Source organism: Butyricicoccus sp. (assembly GCF_977037065.1).
Genome location: NZ_CDRQNY010000012.1, coordinates 33,257 through 55,899, shown reverse-complemented (window position 1 = coordinate 55,899; position 22,643 = coordinate 33,257). Strand labels below are relative to the sequence as shown.

The window sequence follows — 22,643 nt, the reverse complement described above, 5'->3', positions numbered from 1 at the left end:
ATGAATCTTTTTAAATCCAAGAAAAATCTGCTGCTGCTCGTATCTTCGGTCATCGTCTGGCTGGGCACCTGCCTGCTCGCCACGCACTGGAACACCGTGTATGACGGTGCCGTCGGCGGCTTCCCCACCTATCTGTGGGTGTTCGCGCCGGTTGCGCTCATCTTCAACATTTTTATGAACAGCAGACCCAATAATCCCGACGGCAGGGACCACAGCCGCTGGGCGCAGGCGCTGCTCGTCTTTCTGGTGGCGCTGATGCTGTTCATTGCCCTGCTGTCCGGCATGAACCCGCTGTATGAGATCAGCTTCTGGTGGATTGCGGCGCTGATCGTGCTGTCCTTCATCGGCCTGCTGATCGGCAAGTGCATGAACCACCCTCTGCAGGAGGCTTCGCTGCGGCAGTCCGCCTATACCATCTTCCTGCTGTACCTGTCCTACGCCATCGCGCAGCTCGGCATGATCGCCGTGCTGCATCCGGTGTCCGTTGACGAAATCATCCGCACCGGCGAGGCCGCAGGCGGTGCAAGCGGCGAATATGTCGGTCGGCTGACCAGCGATACCGCAGAGCACCCCCTCGGCGTGTATTTCTTCACCAGCGCGGATAAATCGCAGTGGTACTACTACGATGTGCTGACCGGCGAAGCCGCTGACGATTATCACAGTTCCTACGAACCCGCTTAACAAATCGAGGTGTTCCTATGTTTGAAATCATCAAGGACCCGACCTTTGCCGAGCGCAATATTCCGCTCGGCATCCTCGAAGTCACCTATCCCGACCGTTCTGCATGGGATATAACGAAATTTTACGACCTTGTTCACGCCGAACTGGATGCCCTGCGCGAAAAGTATGCCGACTACGACCGCACGGCTGTTTTCGGTGAAAATCCGTACTTCCGGTTTTTCAAGAGGTTCAAAAAGACCTATCCGGTCATGCAGCAGTTCGAATCCGTGATGTTCAAGGGACGTCCGTTCCCGGAGGAGGACCCGGTGATGGGTGTTCCCTTCCTGCTGGAGCTGACAACGTTCGTGCTGTCCGGCACGCATGACATTGACCGCATGGACGGCCCGCTGACCATCTTCACGCCGAGCGAAAAGCTGCCGTTCCTGGGTATGCGCGCCGCAAGCACGCATACCTACCCGAAGGACATCTGCGGACGGGATAACTCGGGTATCATTTTCAGCATGATCGCCGGTGCGGACGACCGAACCTGTATCCATCCGGACAGCCGCCATGTGTTCCATCCCGTGTTCGGCACGCCGGATACCGATAAGGCGGTTATCGAGAACGCACTCCGGCGGCTCGAGTTCTTCGTCAAGGTTCTGGCGCAGGATGCGGAAATGGAAAGCACAGTTTTATAGCATTATTATCATTTTATTTTCACGTTTCATTCCAACACCAATGTAATTGTAGGGCGGGGTGACCTCACCCCGCCGAATATAACAACGTGCAGATGGTTTACACGGCGGGATGAGGTCATCCCGCCCTACGGTAAAGCGATAAACAAATGCTAACGAAAAAAGCTCTCTGAACAAAGTTCAGAGAGCTTTTCTTATCCATGCTTACTTTTTCAGCGTTTTCGCAAAGCTGTCCTTCAGGGTAACAATGCGGTTGAAGCGGCCGCTCTCGCGGTCCTTGCAGTAATAGCCCATGCGGACAAACTGGAAGCGCTCGCCTTCCTTGGCATCAGCCAGCGACGGCTCGAGCTTGCAGCCGGTCAGCTTCTTGAGCGAATCCGGATTGAGATAATCCAGATAATCCGTGCCTTCCGGTACGTCATTGACATTTTCGAGGGTGAACAGGTTGTCGTACAGATACAGGTCTGCGTCGATGGCGTGCTCGGCAGATACCCAGTGAATGGTGCCCTTGACCTTGCGGCCGTCTACCGGCATGCCGTTGCGGGTCTCGAGGTCAGCCGTGCAGCGGATCTCCACGATCTCGCCGTTGTCATCCTTGACGATCTCGTTGCACTTGACGATATACGCGCCCATCAGACGAACCTCGCCGTCCGGCTTGAGACGCTGGAACTTCGGAGGCGGAACCTCCGCGAAATCGCTCTTTTCGATATACAGCTCACGGGTGAACGGAACCTTGCGGCTGCCTGCTTCCTCATTGCGCGGATTGTTCGGCACTTCGAACTCCTCGCACTGACCCTCCGGATAGTTGGTGATAACCAGCTTGACCGGCTCGGTGACTGCCATGCGGCGCAGCGCGGTCTCGTTCAGCTCCTCGCGGATGCAGTGCTCGAGCAGCTTGATGTCAACCAGCGAGTTGGCCTTTGCGATGCCGGCGCGCTGTACAAAATCGAGGATGGCGCTCGGCGTGTAGCCGCGGCGGCGCAGCGCACACAGCGTAGGCATACGCGGGTCGTCCCAGCCCTCAACGTGCTTTTCAAATACCAGCTGACGCAGATAACGCTTGGACATAACGGTGTGCGTTACGTTCAGGCGGGCAAACTCGCGCTGCTTCGGATGATGCGGCAGCGGGCAGTTGTCAACCACCCACTCGTACAGCGGACGGTGGTTCTCGAACTCAATCGAGCACATGGAGTGCGTGATGCCCTCAAGTGCGTCCTGAATCGGGTGTGCAAAGTCGTACAGCGGATAAATGCACCACTTATCGCCCTGACGGTGATGATGTGCACGCACGATACGGTAAATCGCCGGGTCGCGCAGGTTCATGTTCGGACTTGCCATGTCGATCTTGGCACGCAGCGTCTTGGAGCCGTCGGCAAACTTGCCGTCGCGCATGTCCTGGAACAGCTGCAGGTTTTCCTCAACCGAACGGTCGCGGTACGGGCTCGGCTTGCCCGGCTCGGTCAGAGAGCCGCGGTACTGGCGCATTTCCTCCTGCGTCAGATCGTCAACATACGCCTTGCCGTCCTTGATCAGCTGTACCGCGCAGTTAAAGCAGGTCTCGAAGTAGTCCGAGCCGTAATACACACCGCCGCTCGGCTCCTCGCCGGTCAGCCACTTGATGTCCTCCCAGATGGAGTCTACATACTCGGTATCCTCCTTGACCGGGTTGGTGTCGTCATAGCGCAGATTGAACAGACCGTTGTATTTTTTCGCGATAGACCAGTTGATAAAGATCGCCTTGGCCGAGCCGATGTGCAGATAACCGTTCGGCTCCGGCGGAAAGCGGGTGTGAATGCGCTCGGAAAGACCGTTCGCAATGTCCTCATCAATAATTTCGGTCAGAAAGTTATTTACGTTTTCCATCATAGTGATATTCCCCTTTTATCGAATTAGTAATTAGTAGTTAGCAATCAGTAATTATAGGGGAGCTGCTGCACCATCGCCTTTGCTTCCGGCGCGGCAGCTCCTTAATTACTAATTCCTCATTCCTAATTCCTAATTATCAGAGCGTTTTCGCGCACTTATCAAGTCTCTCAAGCACCTTATCCTTACCCAGAATACCCATTACGGTCTGGAGATCCGGTGCATTCTGGCGGCCCGCCACTGCTACGCGGACAACCATGGACACATCACCGACGGCGCCCTTATAGGCGGACGGGTCAGCCTTATACGCCTTGGTATCGGCTGCATAGCCGTGTGCAGAAGCGATCTGCTTCATCTTGTCGAAGAAGCCATCCGGCGTATCCTTCTCGTCGAACATGCCTGCAAAATCGCTCAGAATTGCCTTGGCGTCCTCGGCGGAAACGCGCTCCGGCATGGTGTAATCCGGCTGGAACAGCTCGTCGAACATGAAGTCCATGTAGCCCTTGGCATCCGACCACAGCGCGAGGTCCTTGCGCGGTTTCTTGCCGCCGCGGCCGATGGCAAGGTACGCCTTGGAGAATGCCGGGTCACGGGTCAGCAACGCGTTAAATTCCTTGTCGTTAACAGCAGACCACTCGGCAACAAAGTCGTAAACCTGCTCTGCCGTCATGCGCGAAATAACGTTCTTGGAAACGTCGCGCAGCTTTTCGATATCAAACAGCGCACCCGAGCCGCTCATCTTCTTGGTGGTAAACTGGAAATCGTTCATCGGCAGGTCCGGATTTGCGCGGCGCCACTCCTCGAAGTTGGAGTTGAGGAGCGTCATCAGGTACTCCAGTACCGCCGGCACCGGATAGCCCTCCTGCGCGTAGAACGTCAGCGCCAGTTCCGGGTCCTTGCGCTTGGACAGCTTGCGCTTGCCGCCGGTCTCCGGGTCGATCTTCATCAGCTGGGCGGTGTGTGCGTACTTCGGCGCCTTCCAGCCCATCGCGCGGAACAGCTGCAGGTGCACCGGCAGGGTTGCCAGCCACTCCTCGCCGCGGACAACAACGGTCGTGCCCATCAGATGGTCGTCCACAACGTGCGCAAAGTGGTAGGTCGGGATGCCGTCGGACTTGAGGATAACCACGTCCTGATCGTTCTCGGTGACTTCCATCTTGCCCTTTACGAGATCCTCGTGACGGATTTTATGCTCAATGCTGCCCTCCGAGCGGAAACGAACAACATACGGCGTGCCCTTGGCAAGCTCTGCCTCGATGTCCTCCATCGGACGGTCGCGCCATACGGCGTACTTGCCGTAGTAGCCGAAGTTTTCCTTGTTCTTCTCCTGCTGCTCGTGCGCGGCGGAGAGCTCCTCCTCGGTGCAGAAGCACGGGTACGCCATACCGCGCTGCACGAGGGACTTGACGAAGGTCTGGTAGATCTCGGCACGCTGGCTCTGGCGGTACGGACCGTAGATGCCGGTCTCACCGTCAGTCGTTGCACCCTCGTCGAACGGCAGGCCGAACGACTTGAACGCGTCGATGATCATCTGCACGCCGCCTTCTACCTCACGCTTGCGGTCGGTGTCCTCAATACGCAGATAAAATACACCCTTGGACTGGTGCGCCAGGCGCTCATCCACCAGTGCGCCGTACAGGTTGCCGAGGTGCATAAAGCCGGTCGGACTTGGGCCCATACGGGTTACCTTTGCGCCCTCGGGCAGCTCGCGCTTAGGATAGCGAGCCTCCATCTCCTCCGGCGTGGTATTGATATGCGGAAACAGCAGTTCCGCCAAACGGTTGTAATCCATTTATTTCTCACTCCAACTCGTTAGACTGCGCGGAGACGCGGTTTGTGCGCTCCACGAGTGTTTTTCCCATAATAGTATTATTTTAGCACAATGCAGCCTTGTACGCAAGATATAAAGCCAGTTTTAATCGCTTGTTTTGCCGCTTGCGAAGCGAACGGAAATTGCGCTGACGCCGCGCGGGCGCACAAGAGGGTAGACACCTGCGGTTTCCACCCTCTTGTGAATCACCCCTTTCCCTTGGAGGGTCTGGCGCAGATTGCCGACATGTGACCGCTGCGAAATACGGGGAACGGCAGAGGATTTTTTCTCTGCTGCGGACGAACTACCTTCGGAGTCCGTCCTCTTGAGCAACCTGTTCGCAGTGTCAGATACCGTTCTGCTACACAGGTCGGCTACTTCCAGCAGGCGCGGCATAGCAGTGCCGCGCAACTCGTAAGTCTGGAGTTTGCGGACAGCACCTACGGATTAGGCGTTCGGTGCAATTTATCCTCGCAGGTGCCGTGCGTTACAACGTGCCAAGGATTCGCGCGACACGGGCATGTCGCGCCTGCGTAGAGTAAACCGTATGTGTAGCAGTACGCTGTCTGTGAACTGCGAAAAGGCGGAGAAAGACACGCTGAGGTAACCCGACTGCCGTTCCCCTATTTCGAAGCGGTCGCCGCTCTCCGATTTTCGCCAGGATAAGAAATAAGGGAAAGGTAGGAGTTCAAAGAGGAAGGGAAACCGCAGGTGTCCCTTCCTTTTTGCCCCCTGCGGCGGGCGCCGCAGTCTCCCGCGCTCCGCAGAGCGCAACTCTCCGCTGAGGTTCAGCGAAAACCTCCCCGCCCGTTAGGGGCGAACACGCTGACGCAGTTCGCGCACCCCGCTCAGCCGGTGCTGAAAAAACTCCCGCCCGGACAGAGCGTATTGCTGACGCAACTCGTGTACCCCAGTGAGTCGATGCAGAAGAAACAAAGAAAAACGGCACAGCTTACGCCATGCCGTTTCTGTTTTTACGGATTCTCCGCCGGAGCATTCGTACCGTTCGCCGTATTCGGCTGCTTCGCCGCATTATTGTTATCTCCGGTCACGGCGTCTGCACCGTCACGGATGGCGTTGCCGGCATCGTCCACCGCGTCTCCGACGGCATTGCCTGCATCGTCCACGCCTTCGCGGACGTCATCACCGACGGTATTCGTATTGGTGTCGTGCCGCTCATCAACAGCGTTGTTGGTGCCATTGTTGGTGCCATTGCCGTTGTCTGTGCCGTTATCCTTGCTGTTGCTGCCGCAGCCGCAGACGAACAGCATCGTCAGCGCCGCCAGCAGGGCGATCAGCTTTTTCATAGCAGTCCCTCCTAATCTGTTTTCGTTAGTATGAGGCTGCTTTTTCAAATTTATGCACCGAAATCAATTTTTTTGAGGTGATGTAATACGACCGAGCAGGTCAGTCCCGTCACCAGTCCGAGCGGCACGCTCATCACGAGCAGGAACGGCAGATATGCGATCACGGCCCAGTTTTTCAGCCAGATCACAGCCGCTGCCATCTGCCCGATATTATGCGCCGCAGCGCCGCCCACGCTCACGCCGAACAGCGAGCAGAATCTGCCTTCGGCTTTGAGCAGCATCCCCATCACGATGAGCGACAGCAGACCGCCGAACAGCGAGAACAGGAACGCCGACACGCTGCCCATCAGCAGTGAGGAAATGGCAACGCGCGTTACCACGATGGCGAATGCGTCTCTCGCGCTCAGCCGTGTGAGCGCAAACAGCGTTACCACGTTCGCCAGTCCTAATTTAACGCCGGGCACGGGCACGATGGCATCCAGCGGGAACATGCGCTCGACGAGCGAGAGCACGACAGCCACCGCCGCCAGCATGCCGCAGAGCGTCAATCGTTTTGCATTTTTCATGTGCTGCACCCCTTACGATACCACAGCGTCGATGCCGCTGTCATTCACACCGACCAGCTTGAGCACCACGCGGTGCGGCAGACAGACCGCCGCCTGTCCGGCATGGGTAAGTGTACCGGTGCGCACGCAGACCTGATCCTTGCAGTCCGCCTCCGCCATTTTCGCCGTTTTGCCCGAGAGTACAATGGTGTTGCCGTCCAGCTTGATCGTGCGGTCGGTCGCATCGGTCAGCTGCACCCGCTCGATGAGCGTATCGTTCTGCCAGACCTCGGCGTACAGCTTGTCACCGGAGCTGTGGAACGCCAGCGCTGCCGCCAGTGCGCCTGCCATCACCAGAACCACGCCGATGATGACGAAATCACCGAATTTCAGCTTATTCCGCATAGTTGTATCCTTTTTTCTCGCCGAGGAACTCAAACGTGCAGTCCCCTGTCTTGGATGTGGTGTACACCTGCTTGTCCGAGGTGATGAACACGGCCGCAATCTCGTTCTCCTCGCAGAATTTCATGCCCTTATCCAGACCCATGACAAACAGCGCCGTTGTCAGCGCATCCGCCTTGGTCGAGCAGGGATCAATGACGGTCACGCCGCGCAGGCCGCTGTCCGCCGGATACCCTGTTGCGGGGTCAAAAATGTGGTGGTAGCGTTTGCCGTCCTGCTCAAAAAAGCGCTCATAATCGCCCGAGGTAACAACCGAGCCGTCACGCAGCGACACCACCGCAATCGAGTCCGTGTTGTCGTCCGGATCGGCAATGCCGATGTTCCAGTTGTCCGTGCCGCTGTCTGCGGTTTTGCCGCCGTACATCTCGACATTGCCGCTCAGCCGCGCCAGAACGTGCCACTGATCCGAGGTGTCGCTCTCCACCATTTCGTGCACGATGTCGCCTGCGTAGCCCTTGCCGATACCGCCCAGATCGACCTGTGCGCCGTTCAGCAGCTGCACCTGATTGTTGCCGAGCAGCTTGACGTTCTGATAGCCGACATGTGTCAGCGCTTCATCAATCTCGCTCTGCGCGGGCACACGCGCGTTGTCCGTGCCGATGCCCCAGAGGTCGGTCAGCGGCGCCATCGTCGGGTCAAACGCACCGTTTGTCATCTCGGCGTACTCGAGCGCTTTCTTAAGCGCGGTGTAGGTGTCATCGCTCACCTCGGTCGGCTGACCGTTCGCGTGGTTCAGCTTGTAGAGATCGCCCGCCTGCTGCGTGCGCGAGAGCGCCGCGTCCAGCTGATTGACGCGCTGCTCGATCTTGACAGCCATGTCCTCTGCCGCGCTTTCGCTCTTTTCGCTTGACACATCGACCGACATGTAGGTGTCCATCGCAAAAAAGTCCTCGGTGGTAGTGTAAAGCTGTGTACTGCTGCCGCTTGAGCCGCAGCCGGACAGCGCAAGCAGCAGCATCGCCGCTGCAAGATAGCGTTTCATAGCATTGCTCCTTTGTTTATACAATACGAAATCACTGTACATTATACCGCACGTTCCCGCAGTGCGCAAGTATCATATAAGACAAAAAACAGCACCGAACCGTAAAGTTCGATGCTGTTTGTGACTTATGCAGCCAAAGGATTAAAGGCCAAGCTCCTTCTGGAGAGCCTCGATCATTTCCTTGTACTCCTCGTCCTTCAGGATAACCGGCTCCGGATTGGTGATGGCAAAGCTGCCGCCGAACTCAAAGCCGCCCTCGTACTTCGGTACGATGTGGAAATGCAGATGCGGATTGCTGTCGCCGAACGAACCGAGGTTGATCTTGGTGCAGCCCCACAGCTTCTTAATAGCGCCGGAAGCAGCAGCCAGATCTGCACAGTAATCGTTGCGCTCCTGCTCGTCGCACTCGCACAGCTCCTTCTTATGGCTCTTAAGCGCCAGTGCGCAGCGGCCCTTGTGTGCCTGATCCTTGAACAGGTACAGGGTACCTGCCTTCATGTCGCCAACCTTAAACATGATTGCTTCGCGGCCCTCATGGTGCTCATCACAGTAAAAACAACCCATTGTTATGATCTCCTTCATGTATAAATTCTCCGGCAGGTCACACCCTGCCGTAATCTATCTTTATTATACAACGGCCCGACCGGGATTTCCACTGTTTTTTATATTGCGTACAAATTCGTATCCCACGCCGGAACATAAGGATGGTGACGCAGATACAGCCGGTAGCTCGGCTGCAGCGCATGGATGAGCAGCGGCAGCTGAAAGAAGTCCTCACTGCGGTGATAGGCAGCAATATTCAGCTTGGGTGCGTACTGCCGAATGGTTTTCTCTGCACCGGCGATGGCTTCGCGCTCTGCGCCCTCCACGTCCATTTTAAGATAGGTGCACGGGCGGCCGGACAGCACGCTGTCGAGCGCACGCATCTGCGTCTCTTTGCCCTGCCCCGCTACGCGGGACTGGCGGCCTGCCTGATCGGTGAAGCATTTGACCGTGTCCTCGTTCCACGCGCCCGCCTGCACGAGCATAACATCGCCCGTGATATTGGCACTCGCCCACTCATTCAGCTTGCGGAAGCTGCGGCGATCGGGTTCGAGGGCGGTAACGGACGCAAACTTGCCGTCCGTGTAGTGCAGCAGCTCGCGGATGGTGTCGCCGTTGTATGCGCCGAGGTCGGAGAAGTGCTCCTCTGCGGTCGGGCGCAGGAGATTATGAAACACCTCATTCTTGTCTGATTCGCTGTGACGCAGGTATTCCATTTTGCCGGACAGCTTAAAGCGCACGGTGTCGAGGAACACCTCGCGCGACAAATCATCCGCCAGAAGATCATACGCGCGCTGCATCTCGTCCTGATGCGCGCGCACGAAATCCTCATCGAACAGCGGTCCCTCGACCACCGGCACGTCCGGCGCCACCACATCGTATTTGTCCTCGAGCGCATACATCAGCTGCAGCACCTCGGCTCTTTGGCTGGCGAACGCAATCACGATTACAATATCCTCGCCAAGCTCCGCCACCGTGTCCGACAGCTTGCGCACGCAGAACCCGTGGAACAGATTGCCGCGGGCAAATTCATCACTCGCGAACACCGCGGATGCGCGAATGCCCAGCCGCTCAAACTGCGCAAGTATTTTGTCCGCGCCGTCGCCCATGCCGTACAGCGCGATCGGGCGCGTTTCCTGCTGCAATCGGCGCCAGACCGACTGCTCTAACGATAAAAAATCCATATTTTCTCCCATTCTATATACAAATGACATTTATCTAACTTTTACCGTAGGGCGGGTGCCTCACGGTAATTGTTTAATCCAATCCGCAGAATTGATATTGTGCCAACCTGATAAAACGGACGCGCAATGCGCGCCCCTACAATATTTTACATGGTACAGCATAATAAACCGACCGGAACACCGTATCTGTTTTCTCCCTACTATTATACGAAACCCGTCTGCGGATTGTAAAGCCAAAATTTTGCTTGTTTGCGGTTGCGGATTGCGCTCCCTTCATATATAATTATAATTAGTGAATGAGAGGTGTGTGGTGTTATGTCCAAACCGAACGGTATTGTGGCAATGAATCCGGAAAAATACCGCGAGATCGACGGCGTTGTGTTCGACGAAGCGAGCTATGCGCGGCACTGCCAGCCAAAAACCGAAGAAGCACCTGCTCCCGAGACCGCACCCGAAGCAAGCGAGCCGACACAGTCTGCCGCACCAGCACCTGTTTTCGCGGTTGACCCCTACCCGGAGGGCTGGTATCCGGCCGATGACGAACGCCCGCCGGTGCCCATCATGGGCGGCGCTGTCCCCTCGACAGCGGGTGAGGAAACCGTTGTCTCCGCATCCGGTGAAACCACCGTTATACAGACCGTTTGCGTGCCGTGCGGCTCAGGCTCCGGCTCGTATGTGACCTCGTACACCACCTCTTACCGCACCAGTTATTCCGGCTCCGGATCAGGTTCGTTCCGGTTCGGTTCCGGCTCGTGCCCGGTCGGCGGCTACGGATTGGAGCTGATCTGATGCAGGCGTTCCACTCCAACTGGACAAGGCCGTTTTTCGTCCGCAATCCCCATATGGAATACCGAATCGAGCCGTTTGAACTGCTCACGACCGCGCTTTCCGCGCTCGAGTGGCGCAAGGAGAACGGTTCGATCCGCATGATCTGCGACACACCTGCCAAGCGTTATTATGAATCGCTCGGGCTTTGTTTTTTGTGGGATGACGGCGTGTATCCTCTGTTGGACACCATGCCCGAGGACATAAACGCCACAGCCTTCTGGGCGGCCGGCAAGCTGTACGCGCTCTCCGCTATGCCATCGCCGTGTGTGATGCTTGATACAGATTTCATCTGCTGGAAATCCATCAGCAATCTGCTCGACGGACCGGACACCGCAGCCATCCACCGCGAGGACATTATGCCGTCCATCTATCCGGATCAAACGGCATTCGCCAAAACCGAAGGCTTCCCGCTTGATTCATTTGACTGGACGGTACAGCCGTTCAATACCGCGCTCGCCTATTTCGGCAATGACGAGTTCCGACGGTACTACACGGACACCGCCATCCGCTTCATGCGCTGCTCACCGGATGCCGACGACACACTCACCTACATGGTGTTCGCCGAACAGCGGCTGCTCGCCATGTGCGCCGAGAAAAAGCACGCACGCGCGGCTGCTCTCAGTGACCTGCCTGCACTGTTCGGCGGTGCGCAGAACGGATATTTTACCCATATCTGGGGCTTCAAGCAGCAAATGCGGGAGAATCCCGAGTTGCATGAGGATTTCTGCAGACGGTGTGCCGCAAGGCTGCAGAAGGACTTTCCGGAAGAATCCAAAACGATTGCGAAAATTGCGGAATTATCTCCGTTTTTTGCATAAAAAAAGACAGCCTGTCGGCTGTCTTTTGCTTTTTGTTTACGGAAAATGCAGCTATGTGCATTCTCCATTCAGAATTTACCGTTTCTCCCATGTCCGCCGCTGCTGGTATGGCTGACGCTGCCGGAAAATCCGGCTCCGCCGTGACCGCCGCCGGTCGAGTTGTTATTATTGTCATTCCGCGGAATCTGCCGCCGCTTCTGCGAGGTATAACGGTAAATATCGCGGCTGAGTGTCAGATTGAGACCGCCGTTTCCCACATACTGGTTTGCGGTCATCTGTGTACGCACGGATTTCATCTGCGAACGGAACACCATGCACACGATGAGTGCAATGACGCACGAAATGAGCAGCGACAGGCCGAATGCACCGCCGAGCGAAAACGAATCGTCCGCTGTGTCTTCCTGCGTACTGTCCGAAATCTCGACCTCATTATGCACTGGCACACCGGCTTCGCCGCCTTCGGCGACATGCTGCAAATACCACTCACAGCCGGAAACGAAGTCCGAAAAGCCGCCGTACCAGTCGTCGTTTCCGAAATTATCCAGGAAATACGACTCCAAATCCTGCTGGACCGCATCACTGAAAATCTCTTCGGCTTTCGCACCGTGCGCATAGGTCGCAAAATCGCGGTCATCCAGACTGATGAGCAACGCCACGCCGTCGCCGTCCTCGCTCGCACCCAGATCAAGCTCGTTGTAGAGCTGCTCCGCCGCGTCGTAAGCGCCATCGCCGTACGGCGTGTAGTCGTCAATCGTGATGATGCCGACGCCGATGCTGTACTTCTCCGCGATCGCCCTGGTCTTTTCCTCGAGCGTGTCAATCTGGGTCTGCGTCAGCACCTCTTCATAGTCGAACACGCGCGGCTTGTCTGCCGACGGGTCAATCGAATCCGTGCCGCCGAGCTGTGCGGTCTGGTCAGTTTCCTCCGTCTGGGTGGTCGAGTTGTCGCTCTCATCCGTTATATCGTCCTCAACCGCAAAGGCCGGAAACAGCAGCAAAAGCACTGCCAAGAGCGCAGCCAGACGCAGTTTTCTCTTGTTTTTCATCTACGCCGCCTCCTTACAGAAAATACAGCAGCGCCGTCAGCACCGCAGTCATGGGCACGGCAACGGCGGCAAACAGACCCCAGAACCGCTTTCTGTCCACCGGCAGGTCACCGACCATGCGTCCGTTCTGACCGTTCATCGCAAACATGTAATTCTTGCCGTTCCAGCGGGTATTCAGCATCCAGACCGGCAGCAGCGCGTAATGCACGCCGGTGCGTTTGAGGTGAATGTCCTCGCCGGTCGGCGTGACCGAGGTATACGGACGGCCGTTTCGCGCGGTTCCCTGCAGCGCATCCGACAGCGACTGCCGACAGCGCTTGTCCGCACGGCTGCTGCTCTCCTCGATGGAAACATCGAACTTATCCGCGAAAAATCCGGGCAGATAGGCGGTCGAGAACGGCTTCAGGCCGGCATAATCAAACGGCTCGATGGAATCCATATAATCATCCGGCATCTTGCGCGATGCATCCACCGGCACGCGGCTGAACGGCAGCGTACCCGCGCGCTGCACCTCGTAAAAGCTGGTCTCGGTGATTTCCGTGTCTCCGTGACGGAACACGCGCGTGGTCGTTGCCATGTAATTCGCGTTGCCTTCGGCTTCGCCGTCAAACAGCCAGAACGGCACATAAATGCCGCGCAGCTCCTCGATATGGTTATTATCGCGGAACAGCTTGGGCAGCAGCAGCTTTCCCTTGTAATGCTGCTTGAGCGCGGAAACCGCATCCTCCTTGCTCAGCTTGAACGGCAGTATGTAGTCCGGCTTGAGAATGCCGCTGAACTGCTCGGGAATGACGGTCGGGTTGCCGCAGTACGGGCACGAGGTCGCCGCCGTGGTCTCCTCGCAGATCAGCTGCGCACCGCAGGACGGACAGCTGTATACGCGCATCTTGTCCGCGTCCGCGCCCCAGTCCTCATCTGCGGAGGACTGCCATTCGCCGGTGTCGCTCCCCGTCTCCGGCTGAGACGCGGCCTGCTGTTCCTTTTCGGCGTACAGCTTTTCGATCTCTGCCGGGTCAAATGACGAGCCGCAGTAGTCGCATTGCAGCCGTCCCGCGGCGCCGTCGTAGTGCAGCGGTCCCGTACAGGACGGGCATTGATAGTTTGTTGCTTTGTCTGACATTTCTATCCTCCTTTGGAGAATCAGGAATTAGTAGTTAGTAATTAGTAATTATTTTTATGGTGAACGTGTTCCGCAGAGGGCGGTCAGCGGCCGCCCGTGTAAACCATCTGCATACCGTTTGATTTCGGGCGCACAATGTGCGCCCCTACGTTTCATTACTAATTCCTCATTTCTAATTACTAATTTCTTGCTTTTCCGCACTCCGAGCAAAACTTTCCCTGATTGACCGCGCCGCACGAGCACGTCCAGGCCGTATTCTCCGGTCGGGGTTTTCCGCACTCGGAGCAGAATTTGCCGGTATTGACCGTACCGCAAACGCATTTCCAGCTGTTCTGCTCGGGCTTGGGCCTGCCGCAGCCCATGCAGAATTTTCCGGTGTTGCCGGTCTGTCCGCACGAGCACGTCCACTCGCCTGCCGCCTGCGCCTGCTGCTGACCCATTGCGTACAGATTCTGCACGCTGGCGCCGCCTGCCTGACCAGCCATATTCATGCCCATGAACGCCATCGCCGGACCGGCGTTCGCGTTCGCTGCCGCAGACTTCATCGCCTCGGCCTGCGCGTGCACGAGCGATCCTGCCGCACGGGTCGGGTCGCGGTAGGCAGCCTCGCGCTGCATTTCCTTGATGGTCTTTTCATCCTCCTCGTCTGCCTTGACCGAGTTGACGCCGAACGACACGATCTCGATGCCGCGCAGCTCACGCCACTTGGACGAAAGCTGTTCGTTGAGCGCGTCTGCAATTTCCATCGTATGCGCGGGCAGCGCCGAGTAGCGCACACCATTTGCACCAATGCGTGCAAATGCGGGCTGCAGCGCGGTCAGCAGCTCGCTTTTGAGCTGGCTGTCCAGATTTTCCCGGCGGTATTCCTCTGCCATGTTGCCGCACACGTTGGTATAGAACAGCATGGGATTGACAATCTTGTAGCTGTACTCGCCGAAGCACCGCAGACCAATGTCCATGTCGATGCCCGCCCGCTCATCGAGCACGCGGAACGGCACCGGAGACGCGGTTCCGTACTTGTTGCCGGTCAGCTCCTTGGTGTTGAAATAGTAGACGCGCTGCGTGCGCGGCGCTTCTCCGCCGAACGTGAAGCGCTTGGCCATGTTGGCGAACATTTTGCACACGCTGTCACCAAACGAACCGGCGAAAATAGTCGGCTCGGCGGACGAATCGTAGACGAACTCACCCGGCTCGAATGCGGCTTCCACGACCTTGCCCTGATCGACGATCATCATCGCCTGTCCGTCCGCCACCGCGATGACCGAACCGCTTGTGATGATATCCTCGTCGCCCTTGGTGTTGCTCGACCGCTTGGTGACCTTTTTGCGGCCCTTGACCGCGAGCACGTCCGCGTTTATCGCATCACAGTAAAAATATTCCTTCCACTGGTCAGCCAGCACACCGCCGCCCGCGCCTGCTGCTGCTTTGATAAGTCCCATTTGACATTCTCCTTTTATCTGATAGAGTGCCGTTGTTTTACAATCTATACCTTAGTTTAAGAAATCCTATTTCCAGTTTACGTTTTTTCAGCGCAAAGCGCAAGTCCATTCACACACATTTCACATTTTTGTCAAGATACGGTTGTGCCATGCTATTTCTTTCGCTTTTTCGTAGACTTTCGACGTGCGGTGTGATAAAATAAGATATCTGCATACCGCATATTTCGGAGGCGGTACTGTCTGGAGGAGTAAACAATGGAAGCGAACAAGGAAAATCAGCAGAGCATTGAACAGGCGTTCAATCAGGCTCTGGACGCATATAAGGCAGGCAATTTTGCTGAAGCGGCCGGTCAGTGGCTGGCTCTTGCGGAGGACGGCTGCGCACCGGCGCAGCGTGCGCTCGGCTCGCTGTATGAGCGCGGACAGGGCGTGGAAAAGAATGCTGAGAATGCCTTTGAATGGACAAAAAAGGCGGCTGAGCAAAACGATCCGGTTGCTATGTTCAATCTGGCGTGCTACCATGACAAGGGCTTCGGCGTGAAAAAGAATCAGCAGACCGCGCTCACCTGGTACCGCAAGGCCGCTGAATACGGTCATCCGGAGGCTGCGGCACTGATCGCCAGCCTGATCGAGACGGGCGACCGCGGCTTGGAGAAGGACATGGACGAGGCTGTCCGCTGGTACCAGATTGCCGCAAACCGCGGCAACGTGCTGGCGATGGGCCGTCTGGCATGGCTGTACAGCACCGGTACCGGCGTTCCGCAGGATGCGGCCTTCGCCTTCCAGTATTTTCTCAAGGCCGCTCAGGGCGGCAACGCAGCGTGCATGATGAACACCGCCATCCTGTACGCACGCGGCGAAGGCACGCCGCATAACGCGCACGAGGCGCTCTACTGGGCCGAGCAGGCCAAGAAGCACGGCGCTCCGCAGGCCGAGCAGCTCATCAATGCCATCAAGAAGAACGGATAAGATCGAAAACCGGCGTTTTTACGTCGGTTTTTCTTTTTTTGCAGATCAGATCAAGCGGCACAGCTCATTTTCCTGTATCATGCAGGGACAAGGAGTGATTTTCATGCAAAACTGGCACGACAATGTTCTGCGGCTGATCGCTGAGATTGACCGCTGTATCCGTGCGCGCGAGGGCGAAACGCTGACACTCGCGTATTTAGCCCGGCTGCTTGACTGTTCGCCGTCGCAGGTTTCGCACACATTCGCAACTACGAGAGCATCGGTTACTGGGATTTTATGCAAAAGCAGGCTCGCATTCCCGGAGCGGATTTAGAAACGGTCAGCGCGCTTCTGCGGCAGCTTGTCCCCGAAGCCGAGCAGCAGATGGCGTTCATGAACGAGCCGAGCGGCCGCCGGCTGCTGTCTGGATACCGCACCCGGTCGTGTGTTCTATTTTGTGCACGATTGTGTACGTTTCTGGAAGTATATCCGGCCTGTTGTTCGATTTTGAAAAAAACAGTTGAAATTCCTTTTCGATGGTGATATAGTTATACAGTTACTCATTTTCACCTATTGGAAAGGAATTTCATGACATTTTATCAGGAATTACAGGTCAATCAGGCAGGCTCAAAGAAACTCATCCGCGAGAGTGCGTCACAGCGCGAAAAGCTGTACCATATTGCCGTGTACTTGACCAAAATTGCGATAACCGTCGCATTCTGCTTTATTTTTGTTTCACTTTACAGTCTGGGCTTCGGCGCGGACAACAGCATTGTCGGCGTAGTCGTGCTGCTGTATCTGCTCGTATTCCGCAGCGCACATCTGTGCATTCGCACAGGGCAGTCCACGCTGCTGCTCGCCGGATTTTTCGGCATTATGGCCGTCGGACCGCATGCAGCCAATCTGGCCGGCCCGGTCGGCGGATTGTTCATCAATGCTGCTGCGATTGCCCTGCTCATTCTGTTCGGCTGCCACGAGCCGAGAATGTTCAATCAGTCCACACTCGTGCTCGGCTATCTGCTGCTGTATGGTTACGATGTGAGCGGGCACGCCTATCAAATGCGCCTGTTTGGACTTGCTGTCGGTGCGCTTCTGGTCTGTGCGGTATTCTACGGCAACCATCGCGGCAATGCCTATGAGCTCTGTGCAGGAGACATCCTTCCTGCTTTCGATCTGCGCCATCCGCGCTCCAAATGGCAGCTTTGCCAGATCATCTGCGTTCCGCTCGTGCTTTTCCTTGCAGAGCTGAGCGGCATGCCGCGTGCGATGTGGGCGGGCATTGCCGCCATGAGCGCAATCCTTCCCGCGATGGACGATATGCGTTACCGTGTTCGCTGGCGTATCATCGGAAATATTGCGGGTGTTTGCTGCTTTTTAGCGCTGTATTTCCTGCTTCCGTCCTCGATTTACGCCTATATCGGCGTGATTGGCGGCATCGGTGTCGGTTTTTCCGCGAAATACGGCTGGCAGGCTGTGTTCAACACGTTCGGTGCGCTCGCTATTGCAACCAGCGCATACGGACTCAAAAGCGCGGTCGGTCTGCGTGTCGCGCAGAATGTGTTCGGCGTGGTCTTTGCGCTGCTGTTCTGCCTGATTCTCCACCGCATTTTCGCCCGCTGGGAGCGCTCTGCGAGTTGAGCAAACAGCCGTTCTGTGCAAATGCACGGAACGGCTGTTTCTTTTTTCCGCATACCGTCAACCATTTTCCCAAAACCAGTTGACATTGCAGTAAATCTGTGGTTTAATGCAATAAGCAAAACAACGAGGAGGAACTCCCAATGAGTGACATTTCCAGCAAGCCCGCACAGCGCAGCGCGTTTTCCGTGCGCGACATCTGCTATTCCGGACTGTTCGCGGCGGTCATCGCGATCATGGCGCAGATTTCCATTCCGATGCCCGGCGGCGTACCGATGACCATGCAGACGTTCGCAATCACACTGGCGGCTGTCGTTCTCGGCGCCAAGCTGAGCACGGTTTCAAGCGTAATTTATCTGCTGCTCGGTGCCATCGGCGTACCGGTGCTTGCGAACTTTTCCGGCGGTTTTGACAAGTTTATCGGTCCTACCGGCGGTTTTCTGATCTCCTTCCCGCTGATGGCGTTTATCATCGGCTGGGGCGCCGACCACCGTCATGTATTCCGCGGCGCGTATGTACTCGCACTGATCATCGGCACAATTGCCAACTACGTTGTCGGCACGGCGATGTTCTGCGTACTCATGAACAGCTCGATCGCCGCAGGCGTGACCGCGTGCGTGCTGCCGTTCATCCCGACCGCTGTCATCAAGGCTGTTCTTGCAACCGTGATCGGCTTTCTCGTTCGCAAGCGCATCCCGGGGCTCAAGGCATGATCCGGCTGCGCCCGCATCATCTGCTTTGCACACAAGGCTACTCCGGCAAGGGCTATAGCACAGAATTTGTGCAAAATATGAGTGCGATTGTGCATTCTCTGCGAAATGTACCGGGAACCCGAATTCGGCTTGTCTTTGGTTCGGATTCTCTATGCGCGCACTGCCCGCACCACACCGCCGACGACCTGTGCGAAGCACAGGAAAAGGTCTCCCGTTTTGACCGAAAGACGGTCGAATACTTTGATCTGCACGAGGGCGAGTATGTTTATCAGGACCTGATCCGTGCAATCGACACACAAATGACCCCGGCCATGCTGGAGGATATTTGTCGCGGATGTGCGTGGTACCCCGTCAGCGCCTGCAAAAAGAATATCTGCGGAAAATGAAATGAGGCACACCGAAAGGTGTGCCTCAGCTTGTCGAAAAAGTCAGATTTCTATTTTGCGCTTCGTGCGACAGCACGTATAAAATAGAATTTGCGCAGCAAATTCATAAAAACCGGGGGCGTGGTCCAGACCACCCTCTCTTGCCGCTATGCGGCAATTCACCTTGTGTACCTCGGTTTTTACACAAGGGAAGAAAAAATGTGTCCGGAGGACGCGGTTTTTCTTCAGCATTCGATCGAAAGCGTGGTTTCGATCGAGAGGCTGCCCGAAAAACGATAGTTTTTCGACAGCCTCAGGCACACCGAAAGGTGTGCCTCTCCCCCTGTCGTCCGAAAACATGTTGTCACTTCTCACAATTTATCATGTCCAGTTTCAGATATTCCTACAAATTTCCATCAAGATATTGACAACCACCTTAAAGGTGGTTATTCTTATCTTATAACAAACACCTTACAGGTGATTATCAAAACAGAGGTGAGGCCAATGAAACGCTTCAAGCTGTCCAACTCCGAGGAAATTCTGATGGACACCTTATGGCGGGAAAACCGTCCGCTCACAACGCTGCAGCTTGCCGAAAAAGTTACGGAAGCCCGCTGGAACACCAATTATATCGACAAACTGCTCGGTCAGCTTGTCAAAAAAGGCATGGTGCAAGTCAGCGGTCTGCTGCAGAACGGACGCTATCAGTCGCGGCAGTTTGTCCCCTGCTACACCAAGGACGAATTTCTGGCGAACATGCTCGAGGAGCAAGGCGTGAACCAGGCACTGTTTGCCCGAATCGCCGTGGCGCTGTTCAAAAAACCTGCCAAATCAAACGAATCCGAGCAGGAAGAAAAGCTGATTGCCGAGCTGGAAAAAATGGTCGATCAGTATGAAGCTGCGCTGCAGAACAAAGAAGAGAAATAATATGCAAATAACCCTGTTTTCCTTTATATCTGCACTTTTGTGGAGCAGTTTGTTGATCATCGTAATCTATCTTGTGCGGTGCACACGCTTCCGGCCGCATTTCGGCGTGCTGACCATGGTGCTGCTGTACCTGTTCTGCGCCGCGCGCTTGCTGCTGCCGCTCGAGTTTCCGCACGCAGTGATTGTGAGCGACAGCGTCGTGTATCCGCGCATCTACAGCTTTCTGACGCGCAAGCCTGAGCCGGTCACACACCTGTCGGTCGGACTGCTTTTGTATGCAATCTGGCTGTTCGGCACAGTTTTTCTGCTGATTCGTTACGCGCTGCAGTATCGCAAAGCCATCCGCGCTGCGCGGCAAGCCAGGCCATGGGACAGCCGCACGGCTTCCCTGCTGAGCGAGATCCGGCGTCAGACCGGCCGCACCATCAAAGTTCGCGGACGTACAGCCGCGAATATCGAATCCGCCTTTGGCGTAGGTGTGCTGCGCCGATATATCATTCTGCCGAACAAGACGTACACAGATGCCGAGCTGCACTACATTCTGCTGCACGAGTACACGCATTTTCTCAACCATGATACGGCTGTCAAGCTGCTCGTAACGCTGTACTGCATCATTTTCTGGTGGAATCCGGTCGTATACCTGCTGCAGAAGGATTTGGAACAAACGCTCGAGCTTAAATGCGACCGTGCGATTGCACAGACGCTGAATGCGCAGGAACGCACAGCCTATCTGCGCGCCATCCTCGCCGCGATGAAGCAAAGCTGCACACAGCAGCCGGTGCCGCAGCCGTCCACGGCCCTGTTTCGCGCCGAGGCGGACAAGGCCATGCGGGAGCGATTCACCGCCGTGCTCGCCTGCGCAGAGCAGCCGAACGGCCGAACCGCAAGCGCCGTACTCATCGGCAGCTTTGCCGTCCTGCTGGCACTGTCGTATGCGGTGCTGCCGCAGCCGGCATTCGAGCCGCCGGCCGAGCCTGACAGCAGCTCGACCGTCTATTTTGACGACGAGAATGCCTATCTCAAGCAAAGTGCGGACGGACGATACTGGCTGTGCATTGACGGCCACAAGCCGTATGAGCTGACAGAAGGTGACGTGCAATTTTATCTGGAGCACTCGGTTTTCAAATATATCCGCGAGACCGAGCAATAAAAGGCAGCTGCCGAAGGATAGCGGCAGCACAGAGAGTAAAAGCAAAATGTGGGACGAAAATAGAAGCAGCTGAGATGTGGGGTCTCAGCTGCTTTTGTGCAGACAAAAGAAAAAGCCACTCAAAATGAGTGGCTTGGTGGTGGACATTAACGGGTTCGAACCGCTGACCTTCCGCACGTCAAGCGGATGCTCTTCCAGCTGAGCTAAATGTCCAAATCAGGGATGGCGGCTGCCATCCCTGCTGGCTGCAAATTTTTACTTGGTCTTGCTGCGGCCCAGATACTCACCGGTACGGGTGTCGATCTGGATGCGCTCACCCTGCTCGATAAAGATCGGAACCTTAACAACAGCACCGGTCTCAACGGTAGCGGGCTTGAGTACGTTAGTAGCAGTGTTGCCCTTAACGCCCGGCTCGGTCTCAGTGATCTCGAGCTCAACGAACAGCGGCGGCTCAACTGCGAAAACGCTGCCCTTGTAGGAAAGAACCTTAACGTTCTCGTTCTCCTTCACGAAACGGAAATCGTCGCCCAGAGTATCCTTGCTGATCGGAATCTGCTCGTAGGTCTCGTTGTCCATGAAGTAGTACAGGTCGCCTTCATTGTACAGATACTGCATCTCGCGGCGCTCTACGAAAGCCTCCTCGAACTTAGCAGTCGGGTTGAAGGAGGTCTCAGTAACCGCACCGGTTACGACGTTCTTCATCTTGACACGAACAAAAGCAGCGCCCTTGCCCGGCTTTACATGCTGGAACTCAATAACCTGCTGTACCTGACCGTCCATTTCAAAAGTTACGCCGTTACGAAATTCACCTGCGGTCATAATCGCTATGCCTCCAAATAATAGTATTTTTTACATCATTAAGCATCATTCGACTGTTCATACAAAACAGTGCTTGTATATAATACCCTATTTTCGCGTATTTTGCAAGAGGGTAACGCATATTTTCTTGAAAATTTTTATTGCGGTGGAACTCGGCGCTTTCCTGCACTGGTTGACCGGGGCATACGAACTGCCGCAGGCGGGTTCGGCCCTAACGGGGCGGCTCCTTTTCCTGCACCGGTTGACCGGGGCATACGAACTGCCTCAGGCGGGTTCGGCCTAACGGGGCGGCTCCTTTTCCTGCACCGGCGGACCGGGGTGCGCGAACTGCGTTAGCGTGTTCGTCCCTAACGGGCGGCTCCTTTTCTGCACCGACCCAGCGGGGCACTCGAACTGCCGCAGGCGTGTTCGCCCTTTCCGGGCGGGAAGTTTTCCGCTGAACCTCAGCGGGGGGATTCGCCGCCGCTGCGGCGGGAGCGTCGCGGCGCCCGCCGCGGGGGCAAAAAGGAAGGACAACCTGCGGTTTTCCTTCCTCTTTGAACTCCTACCTTTCCCTTGCTTCCTAATCTGGCGCAGATTGCCGACATGTGACCGCTTCGAAAAGGAGTACGGCAGAGGATTTTTTCTACCGTGTCTTTCGTAACCTGTTCGCAGTGTCAGATGCCATTCTGCTACACATGTGATTTCATCTAAGCAAGCGCGGCATGACAGTGCCGCGCAATTCGTCAGCGCGTTATATAGACAGCACCTGCGAAGATAAATTGTACCAAACGCTTAATTCGTA

General features: G+C 56.1%; 23 protein-coding genes and 1 tRNA gene. 11 read left to right on the top strand and 13 right to left on the bottom strand.

The annotated features are described in order from the left end of the window. Both ACWVX6_RS06000 and ACWVX6_RS05995 read left to right on the top strand, forming a co-directional pair. Positions 1-681, top strand: coding sequence for a hypothetical protein (locus ACWVX6_RS06000; RefSeq protein ID WP_455152632.1), 681 nt, complete (start codon positions 1-3; stop codon positions 679-681). A 17-nt stretch (positions 682-698) separates the two neighbouring features. Beyond that, a complete protein-coding gene (locus ACWVX6_RS05995) occupies positions 699-1,358 on the top strand; it encodes a hypothetical protein (RefSeq protein WP_455152631.1) in 660 nt (219 codons plus the stop codon). Positions 1,359-1,559: 201 nt separating this feature from the next. Here the strand turns inward: ACWVX6_RS05995 and ACWVX6_RS05990 are convergent, their stop codons facing one another. The 8 genes from ACWVX6_RS05990 to ACWVX6_RS05955 form a co-directional block, all read right to left on the bottom strand. After that, positions 1,560-3,218, bottom strand: a complete 1,659-nt coding sequence (locus tag ACWVX6_RS05990; protein WP_118361592.1) for a glutamine--tRNA ligase/YqeY domain fusion protein — start codon at positions 3,216-3,218, stop codon at positions 1,560-1,562. A gap of 139 nt (positions 3,219-3,357) precedes the next feature. After that, a complete protein-coding gene (gene gltX / locus ACWVX6_RS05985; protein WP_455152630.1) occupies positions 3,358-5,010 on the bottom strand; it encodes a glutamate--tRNA ligase in 1,653 nt (550 codons plus the stop codon). Positions 5,011-6,002: 992 nt separating this feature from the next. After that, a complete protein-coding gene (locus ACWVX6_RS05980; protein ID WP_417191331.1) occupies positions 6,003-6,335 on the bottom strand; it encodes a hypothetical protein in 333 nt (110 codons plus the stop codon). Between the two features lie 50 nt (positions 6,336-6,385). Next, on the bottom strand, positions 6,386-6,901 hold the full coding sequence (locus ACWVX6_RS05975) for a Gx transporter family protein (protein WP_455152629.1): 516 nt from the start codon (positions 6,899-6,901) through the stop codon (positions 6,386-6,388). 12 nt (positions 6,902-6,913) lie between these two features. Then, positions 6,914-7,285: a NusG domain II-containing protein gene (locus ACWVX6_RS05970; protein WP_455152628.1), complete on the bottom strand. Its 372-nt coding sequence runs from the start codon at positions 7,283-7,285 to the stop codon at positions 6,914-6,916. After that, positions 7,275-8,324 carry an FAD:protein FMN transferase gene (locus ACWVX6_RS05965; RefSeq protein WP_455152627.1) on the bottom strand — a complete coding sequence of 350 codons (1,050 nt, stop codon included), beginning with the start codon at positions 8,322-8,324 and terminating at the stop codon, positions 7,275-7,277. The genes ACWVX6_RS05970 and ACWVX6_RS05965 overlap by 11 nt, the downstream gene beginning before the upstream one ends. A 141-nt stretch (positions 8,325-8,465) precedes the next feature. Continuing rightward, positions 8,466-8,888, bottom strand: a complete 423-nt coding sequence (locus ACWVX6_RS05960) for an HIT family protein (RefSeq protein ID WP_110437098.1) — start codon at positions 8,886-8,888, stop codon at positions 8,466-8,468. Positions 8,889-8,986: 98 nt separating this feature from the next. Further along, positions 8,987-10,051, bottom strand: a complete 1,065-nt coding sequence (locus ACWVX6_RS05955) for an FkbM family methyltransferase (RefSeq protein WP_455152626.1) — start codon at positions 10,049-10,051, stop codon at positions 8,987-8,989. A gap of 315 nt (positions 10,052-10,366) precedes the next feature. On the opposite strand from ACWVX6_RS05955, the gene ACWVX6_RS05950 reads away from it, so the two are divergent. Together ACWVX6_RS05950 and ACWVX6_RS05945 are read left to right on the top strand one after the other, a co-directional pair. Then, a complete protein-coding gene (locus tag ACWVX6_RS05950; RefSeq protein ID WP_455152625.1) occupies positions 10,367-10,840 on the top strand; it encodes a hypothetical protein in 474 nt (157 codons plus the stop codon). Beyond that, complete coding sequence (locus tag ACWVX6_RS05945) at positions 10,840-11,697, top strand: hypothetical protein (protein WP_455152624.1); 858 nt, start codon at positions 10,840-10,842, stop codon at positions 11,695-11,697. Before ACWVX6_RS05950 ends, ACWVX6_RS05945 begins: the two co-directional genes overlap by 1 nt. A 68-nt stretch (positions 11,698-11,765) precedes the next feature. Here ACWVX6_RS05945 and ACWVX6_RS05940 read toward each other — a convergent pair whose 3' ends face one another. The 3 genes from ACWVX6_RS05940 to ACWVX6_RS05930 all read right to left on the bottom strand — a co-directional run bounded on the left by ACWVX6_RS05940 (position 11,766) and on the right by ACWVX6_RS05930 (position 15,302). Beyond that, positions 11,766-12,743 carry a TPM domain-containing protein gene (locus tag ACWVX6_RS05940; RefSeq protein WP_455152623.1) on the bottom strand — a complete coding sequence of 326 codons (978 nt, stop codon included), beginning with the start codon at positions 12,741-12,743 and terminating at the stop codon, positions 11,766-11,768. A gap of 13 nt (positions 12,744-12,756) precedes the next feature. After that, positions 12,757-13,863 carry a hypothetical protein gene (locus ACWVX6_RS05935; RefSeq protein ID WP_455152622.1) on the bottom strand — a complete coding sequence of 369 codons (1,107 nt, stop codon included), beginning with the start codon at positions 13,861-13,863 and terminating at the stop codon, positions 12,757-12,759. Positions 13,864-14,042: 179 nt separating this feature from the next. Next, positions 14,043-15,302, bottom strand: coding sequence for an SPFH domain-containing protein (locus ACWVX6_RS05930; RefSeq protein WP_455152621.1), 1,260 nt, complete (start codon positions 15,300-15,302; stop codon positions 14,043-14,045). A gap of 255 nt (positions 15,303-15,557) precedes the next feature. On the opposite strand from ACWVX6_RS05930, the gene ACWVX6_RS05925 reads away from it, so the two are divergent. The 7 genes from ACWVX6_RS05925 to ACWVX6_RS05895 all read left to right on the top strand — a co-directional run bounded on the left by ACWVX6_RS05925 (position 15,558) and on the right by ACWVX6_RS05895 (position 21,040). After that, the gene (locus ACWVX6_RS05925) at positions 15,558-16,271 is read left to right on the top strand and encodes a tetratricopeptide repeat protein (RefSeq protein WP_455152620.1); all 714 of its coding nucleotides are present in this window, start codon (positions 15,558-15,560) and stop codon (positions 16,269-16,271) included. A 103-nt stretch (positions 16,272-16,374) separates the two neighbouring features. Next, a complete protein-coding gene (locus ACWVX6_RS05920) occupies positions 16,375-16,584 on the top strand; it encodes a hypothetical protein (RefSeq protein WP_455152619.1) in 210 nt (69 codons plus the stop codon). Positions 16,585-16,838: 254 nt separating this feature from the next. Continuing rightward, positions 16,839-17,888 carry an FUSC family protein gene (locus ACWVX6_RS05915; protein WP_418371407.1) on the top strand — a complete coding sequence of 350 codons (1,050 nt, stop codon included), beginning with the start codon at positions 16,839-16,841 and terminating at the stop codon, positions 17,886-17,888. Between the two features lie 140 nt (positions 17,889-18,028). Beyond that, complete coding sequence (locus ACWVX6_RS05910) at positions 18,029-18,598, top strand: biotin transporter BioY (RefSeq protein ID WP_455152618.1); 570 nt, start codon at positions 18,029-18,031, stop codon at positions 18,596-18,598. Then, the gene (locus ACWVX6_RS05905; protein ID WP_270579304.1) at positions 18,595-18,984 is read left to right on the top strand and encodes a DUF1284 domain-containing protein; all 390 of its coding nucleotides are present in this window, start codon (positions 18,595-18,597) and stop codon (positions 18,982-18,984) included. Before ACWVX6_RS05910 ends, ACWVX6_RS05905 begins: the two co-directional genes overlap by 4 nt. A 483-nt stretch (positions 18,985-19,467) precedes the next feature. Next, positions 19,468-19,890, top strand: coding sequence for a BlaI/MecI/CopY family transcriptional regulator (locus ACWVX6_RS05900; protein WP_117490976.1), 423 nt, complete (start codon positions 19,468-19,470; stop codon positions 19,888-19,890). Positions 19,891-19,942: 52 nt separating this feature from the next. Continuing rightward, positions 19,943-21,040, top strand: coding sequence for a M56 family metallopeptidase (locus ACWVX6_RS05895; RefSeq protein ID WP_455152617.1), 1,098 nt, complete (start codon positions 19,943-19,945; stop codon positions 21,038-21,040). Between the two features lie 137 nt (positions 21,041-21,177). On the opposite strand, the gene ACWVX6_RS05890 is transcribed toward ACWVX6_RS05895, so the two are convergent. Together ACWVX6_RS05890 and efp are read right to left on the bottom strand one after the other, a co-directional pair. Beyond that, a tRNA-Val gene (locus ACWVX6_RS05890) sits at positions 21,178-21,253 on the bottom strand. Between the two features lie 42 nt (positions 21,254-21,295). Beyond that, on the bottom strand, positions 21,296-21,862 hold the full coding sequence (gene efp / locus ACWVX6_RS05885) for an elongation factor P (RefSeq protein ID WP_110437112.1): 567 nt from the start codon (positions 21,860-21,862) through the stop codon (positions 21,296-21,298). Positions 21,863-22,643 lie beyond the last annotated feature (781 nt).

Bases quoted from the DNA above. Each gene is read 5' to 3' on its own strand.
- ACWVX6_RS05925 (WP_455152620.1), top strand. From the start codon at position 15,558: ATGGAAGCGAACAAGGAAAATCAGCAGAGCATTGAACAGGCGTTCAAT.
- ACWVX6_RS05935 (WP_455152622.1), bottom strand. From the start codon at position 13,863: ATGTCAGACAAAGCAACAAACTATCAATGCCCGTCCTGTACGGGACCG.
- gltX (WP_455152630.1), bottom strand. From the start codon at position 5,010: ATGGATTACAACCGTTTGGCGGAACTGCTGTTTCCGCATATCAATACC.
- ACWVX6_RS05990 (WP_118361592.1), bottom strand. From the start codon at position 3,218: ATGGAAAACGTAAATAACTTTCTGACCGAAATTATTGATGAGGACATT.
- ACWVX6_RS05960 (WP_110437098.1), bottom strand. From the start codon at position 8,888: ATGGGTTGTTTTTACTGTGATGAGCACCATGAGGGCCGCGAAGCAATC.
- ACWVX6_RS05950 (WP_455152625.1), top strand. From the start codon at position 10,367: ATGTCCAAACCGAACGGTATTGTGGCAATGAATCCGGAAAAATACCGC.
- ACWVX6_RS05905 (WP_270579304.1), top strand. From the start codon at position 18,595: ATGATCCGGCTGCGCCCGCATCATCTGCTTTGCACACAAGGCTACTCC.
- ACWVX6_RS05975 (WP_455152629.1), bottom strand. From the start codon at position 6,901: ATGAAAAATGCAAAACGATTGACGCTCTGCGGCATGCTGGCGGCGGTG.
- ACWVX6_RS05955 (WP_455152626.1), bottom strand. From the start codon at position 10,051: ATGGATTTTTTATCGTTAGAGCAGTCGGTCTGGCGCCGATTGCAGCAG.
- ACWVX6_RS05940 (WP_455152623.1), bottom strand. From the start codon at position 12,743: ATGAAAAACAAGAGAAAACTGCGTCTGGCTGCGCTCTTGGCAGTGCTT.
- ACWVX6_RS06000 (WP_455152632.1), top strand. From the start codon at position 1: ATGAATCTTTTTAAATCCAAGAAAAATCTGCTGCTGCTCGTATCTTCG.
- ACWVX6_RS05900 (WP_117490976.1), top strand. From the start codon at position 19,468: ATGAAACGCTTCAAGCTGTCCAACTCCGAGGAAATTCTGATGGACACC.
- ACWVX6_RS05945 (WP_455152624.1), top strand. From the start codon at position 10,840: ATGCAGGCGTTCCACTCCAACTGGACAAGGCCGTTTTTCGTCCGCAAT.
- ACWVX6_RS05930 (WP_455152621.1), bottom strand. From the start codon at position 15,302: ATGGGACTTATCAAAGCAGCAGCAGGCGCGGGCGGCGGTGTGCTGGCT.
- ACWVX6_RS05910 (WP_455152618.1), top strand. From the start codon at position 18,029: ATGAGTGACATTTCCAGCAAGCCCGCACAGCGCAGCGCGTTTTCCGTG.
- ACWVX6_RS05915 (WP_418371407.1), top strand. From the start codon at position 16,839: ATGACATTTTATCAGGAATTACAGGTCAATCAGGCAGGCTCAAAGAAA.
- ACWVX6_RS05980 (WP_417191331.1), bottom strand. From the start codon at position 6,335: ATGAAAAAGCTGATCGCCCTGCTGGCGGCGCTGACGATGCTGTTCGTC.
- ACWVX6_RS05995 (WP_455152631.1), top strand. From the start codon at position 699: ATGTTTGAAATCATCAAGGACCCGACCTTTGCCGAGCGCAATATTCCG.
- ACWVX6_RS05920 (WP_455152619.1), top strand. From the start codon at position 16,375: ATGCAAAACTGGCACGACAATGTTCTGCGGCTGATCGCTGAGATTGAC.
- ACWVX6_RS05970 (WP_455152628.1), bottom strand. From the start codon at position 7,285: ATGCGGAATAAGCTGAAATTCGGTGATTTCGTCATCATCGGCGTGGTT.
- ACWVX6_RS05965 (WP_455152627.1), bottom strand. From the start codon at position 8,324: ATGAAACGCTATCTTGCAGCGGCGATGCTGCTGCTTGCGCTGTCCGGC.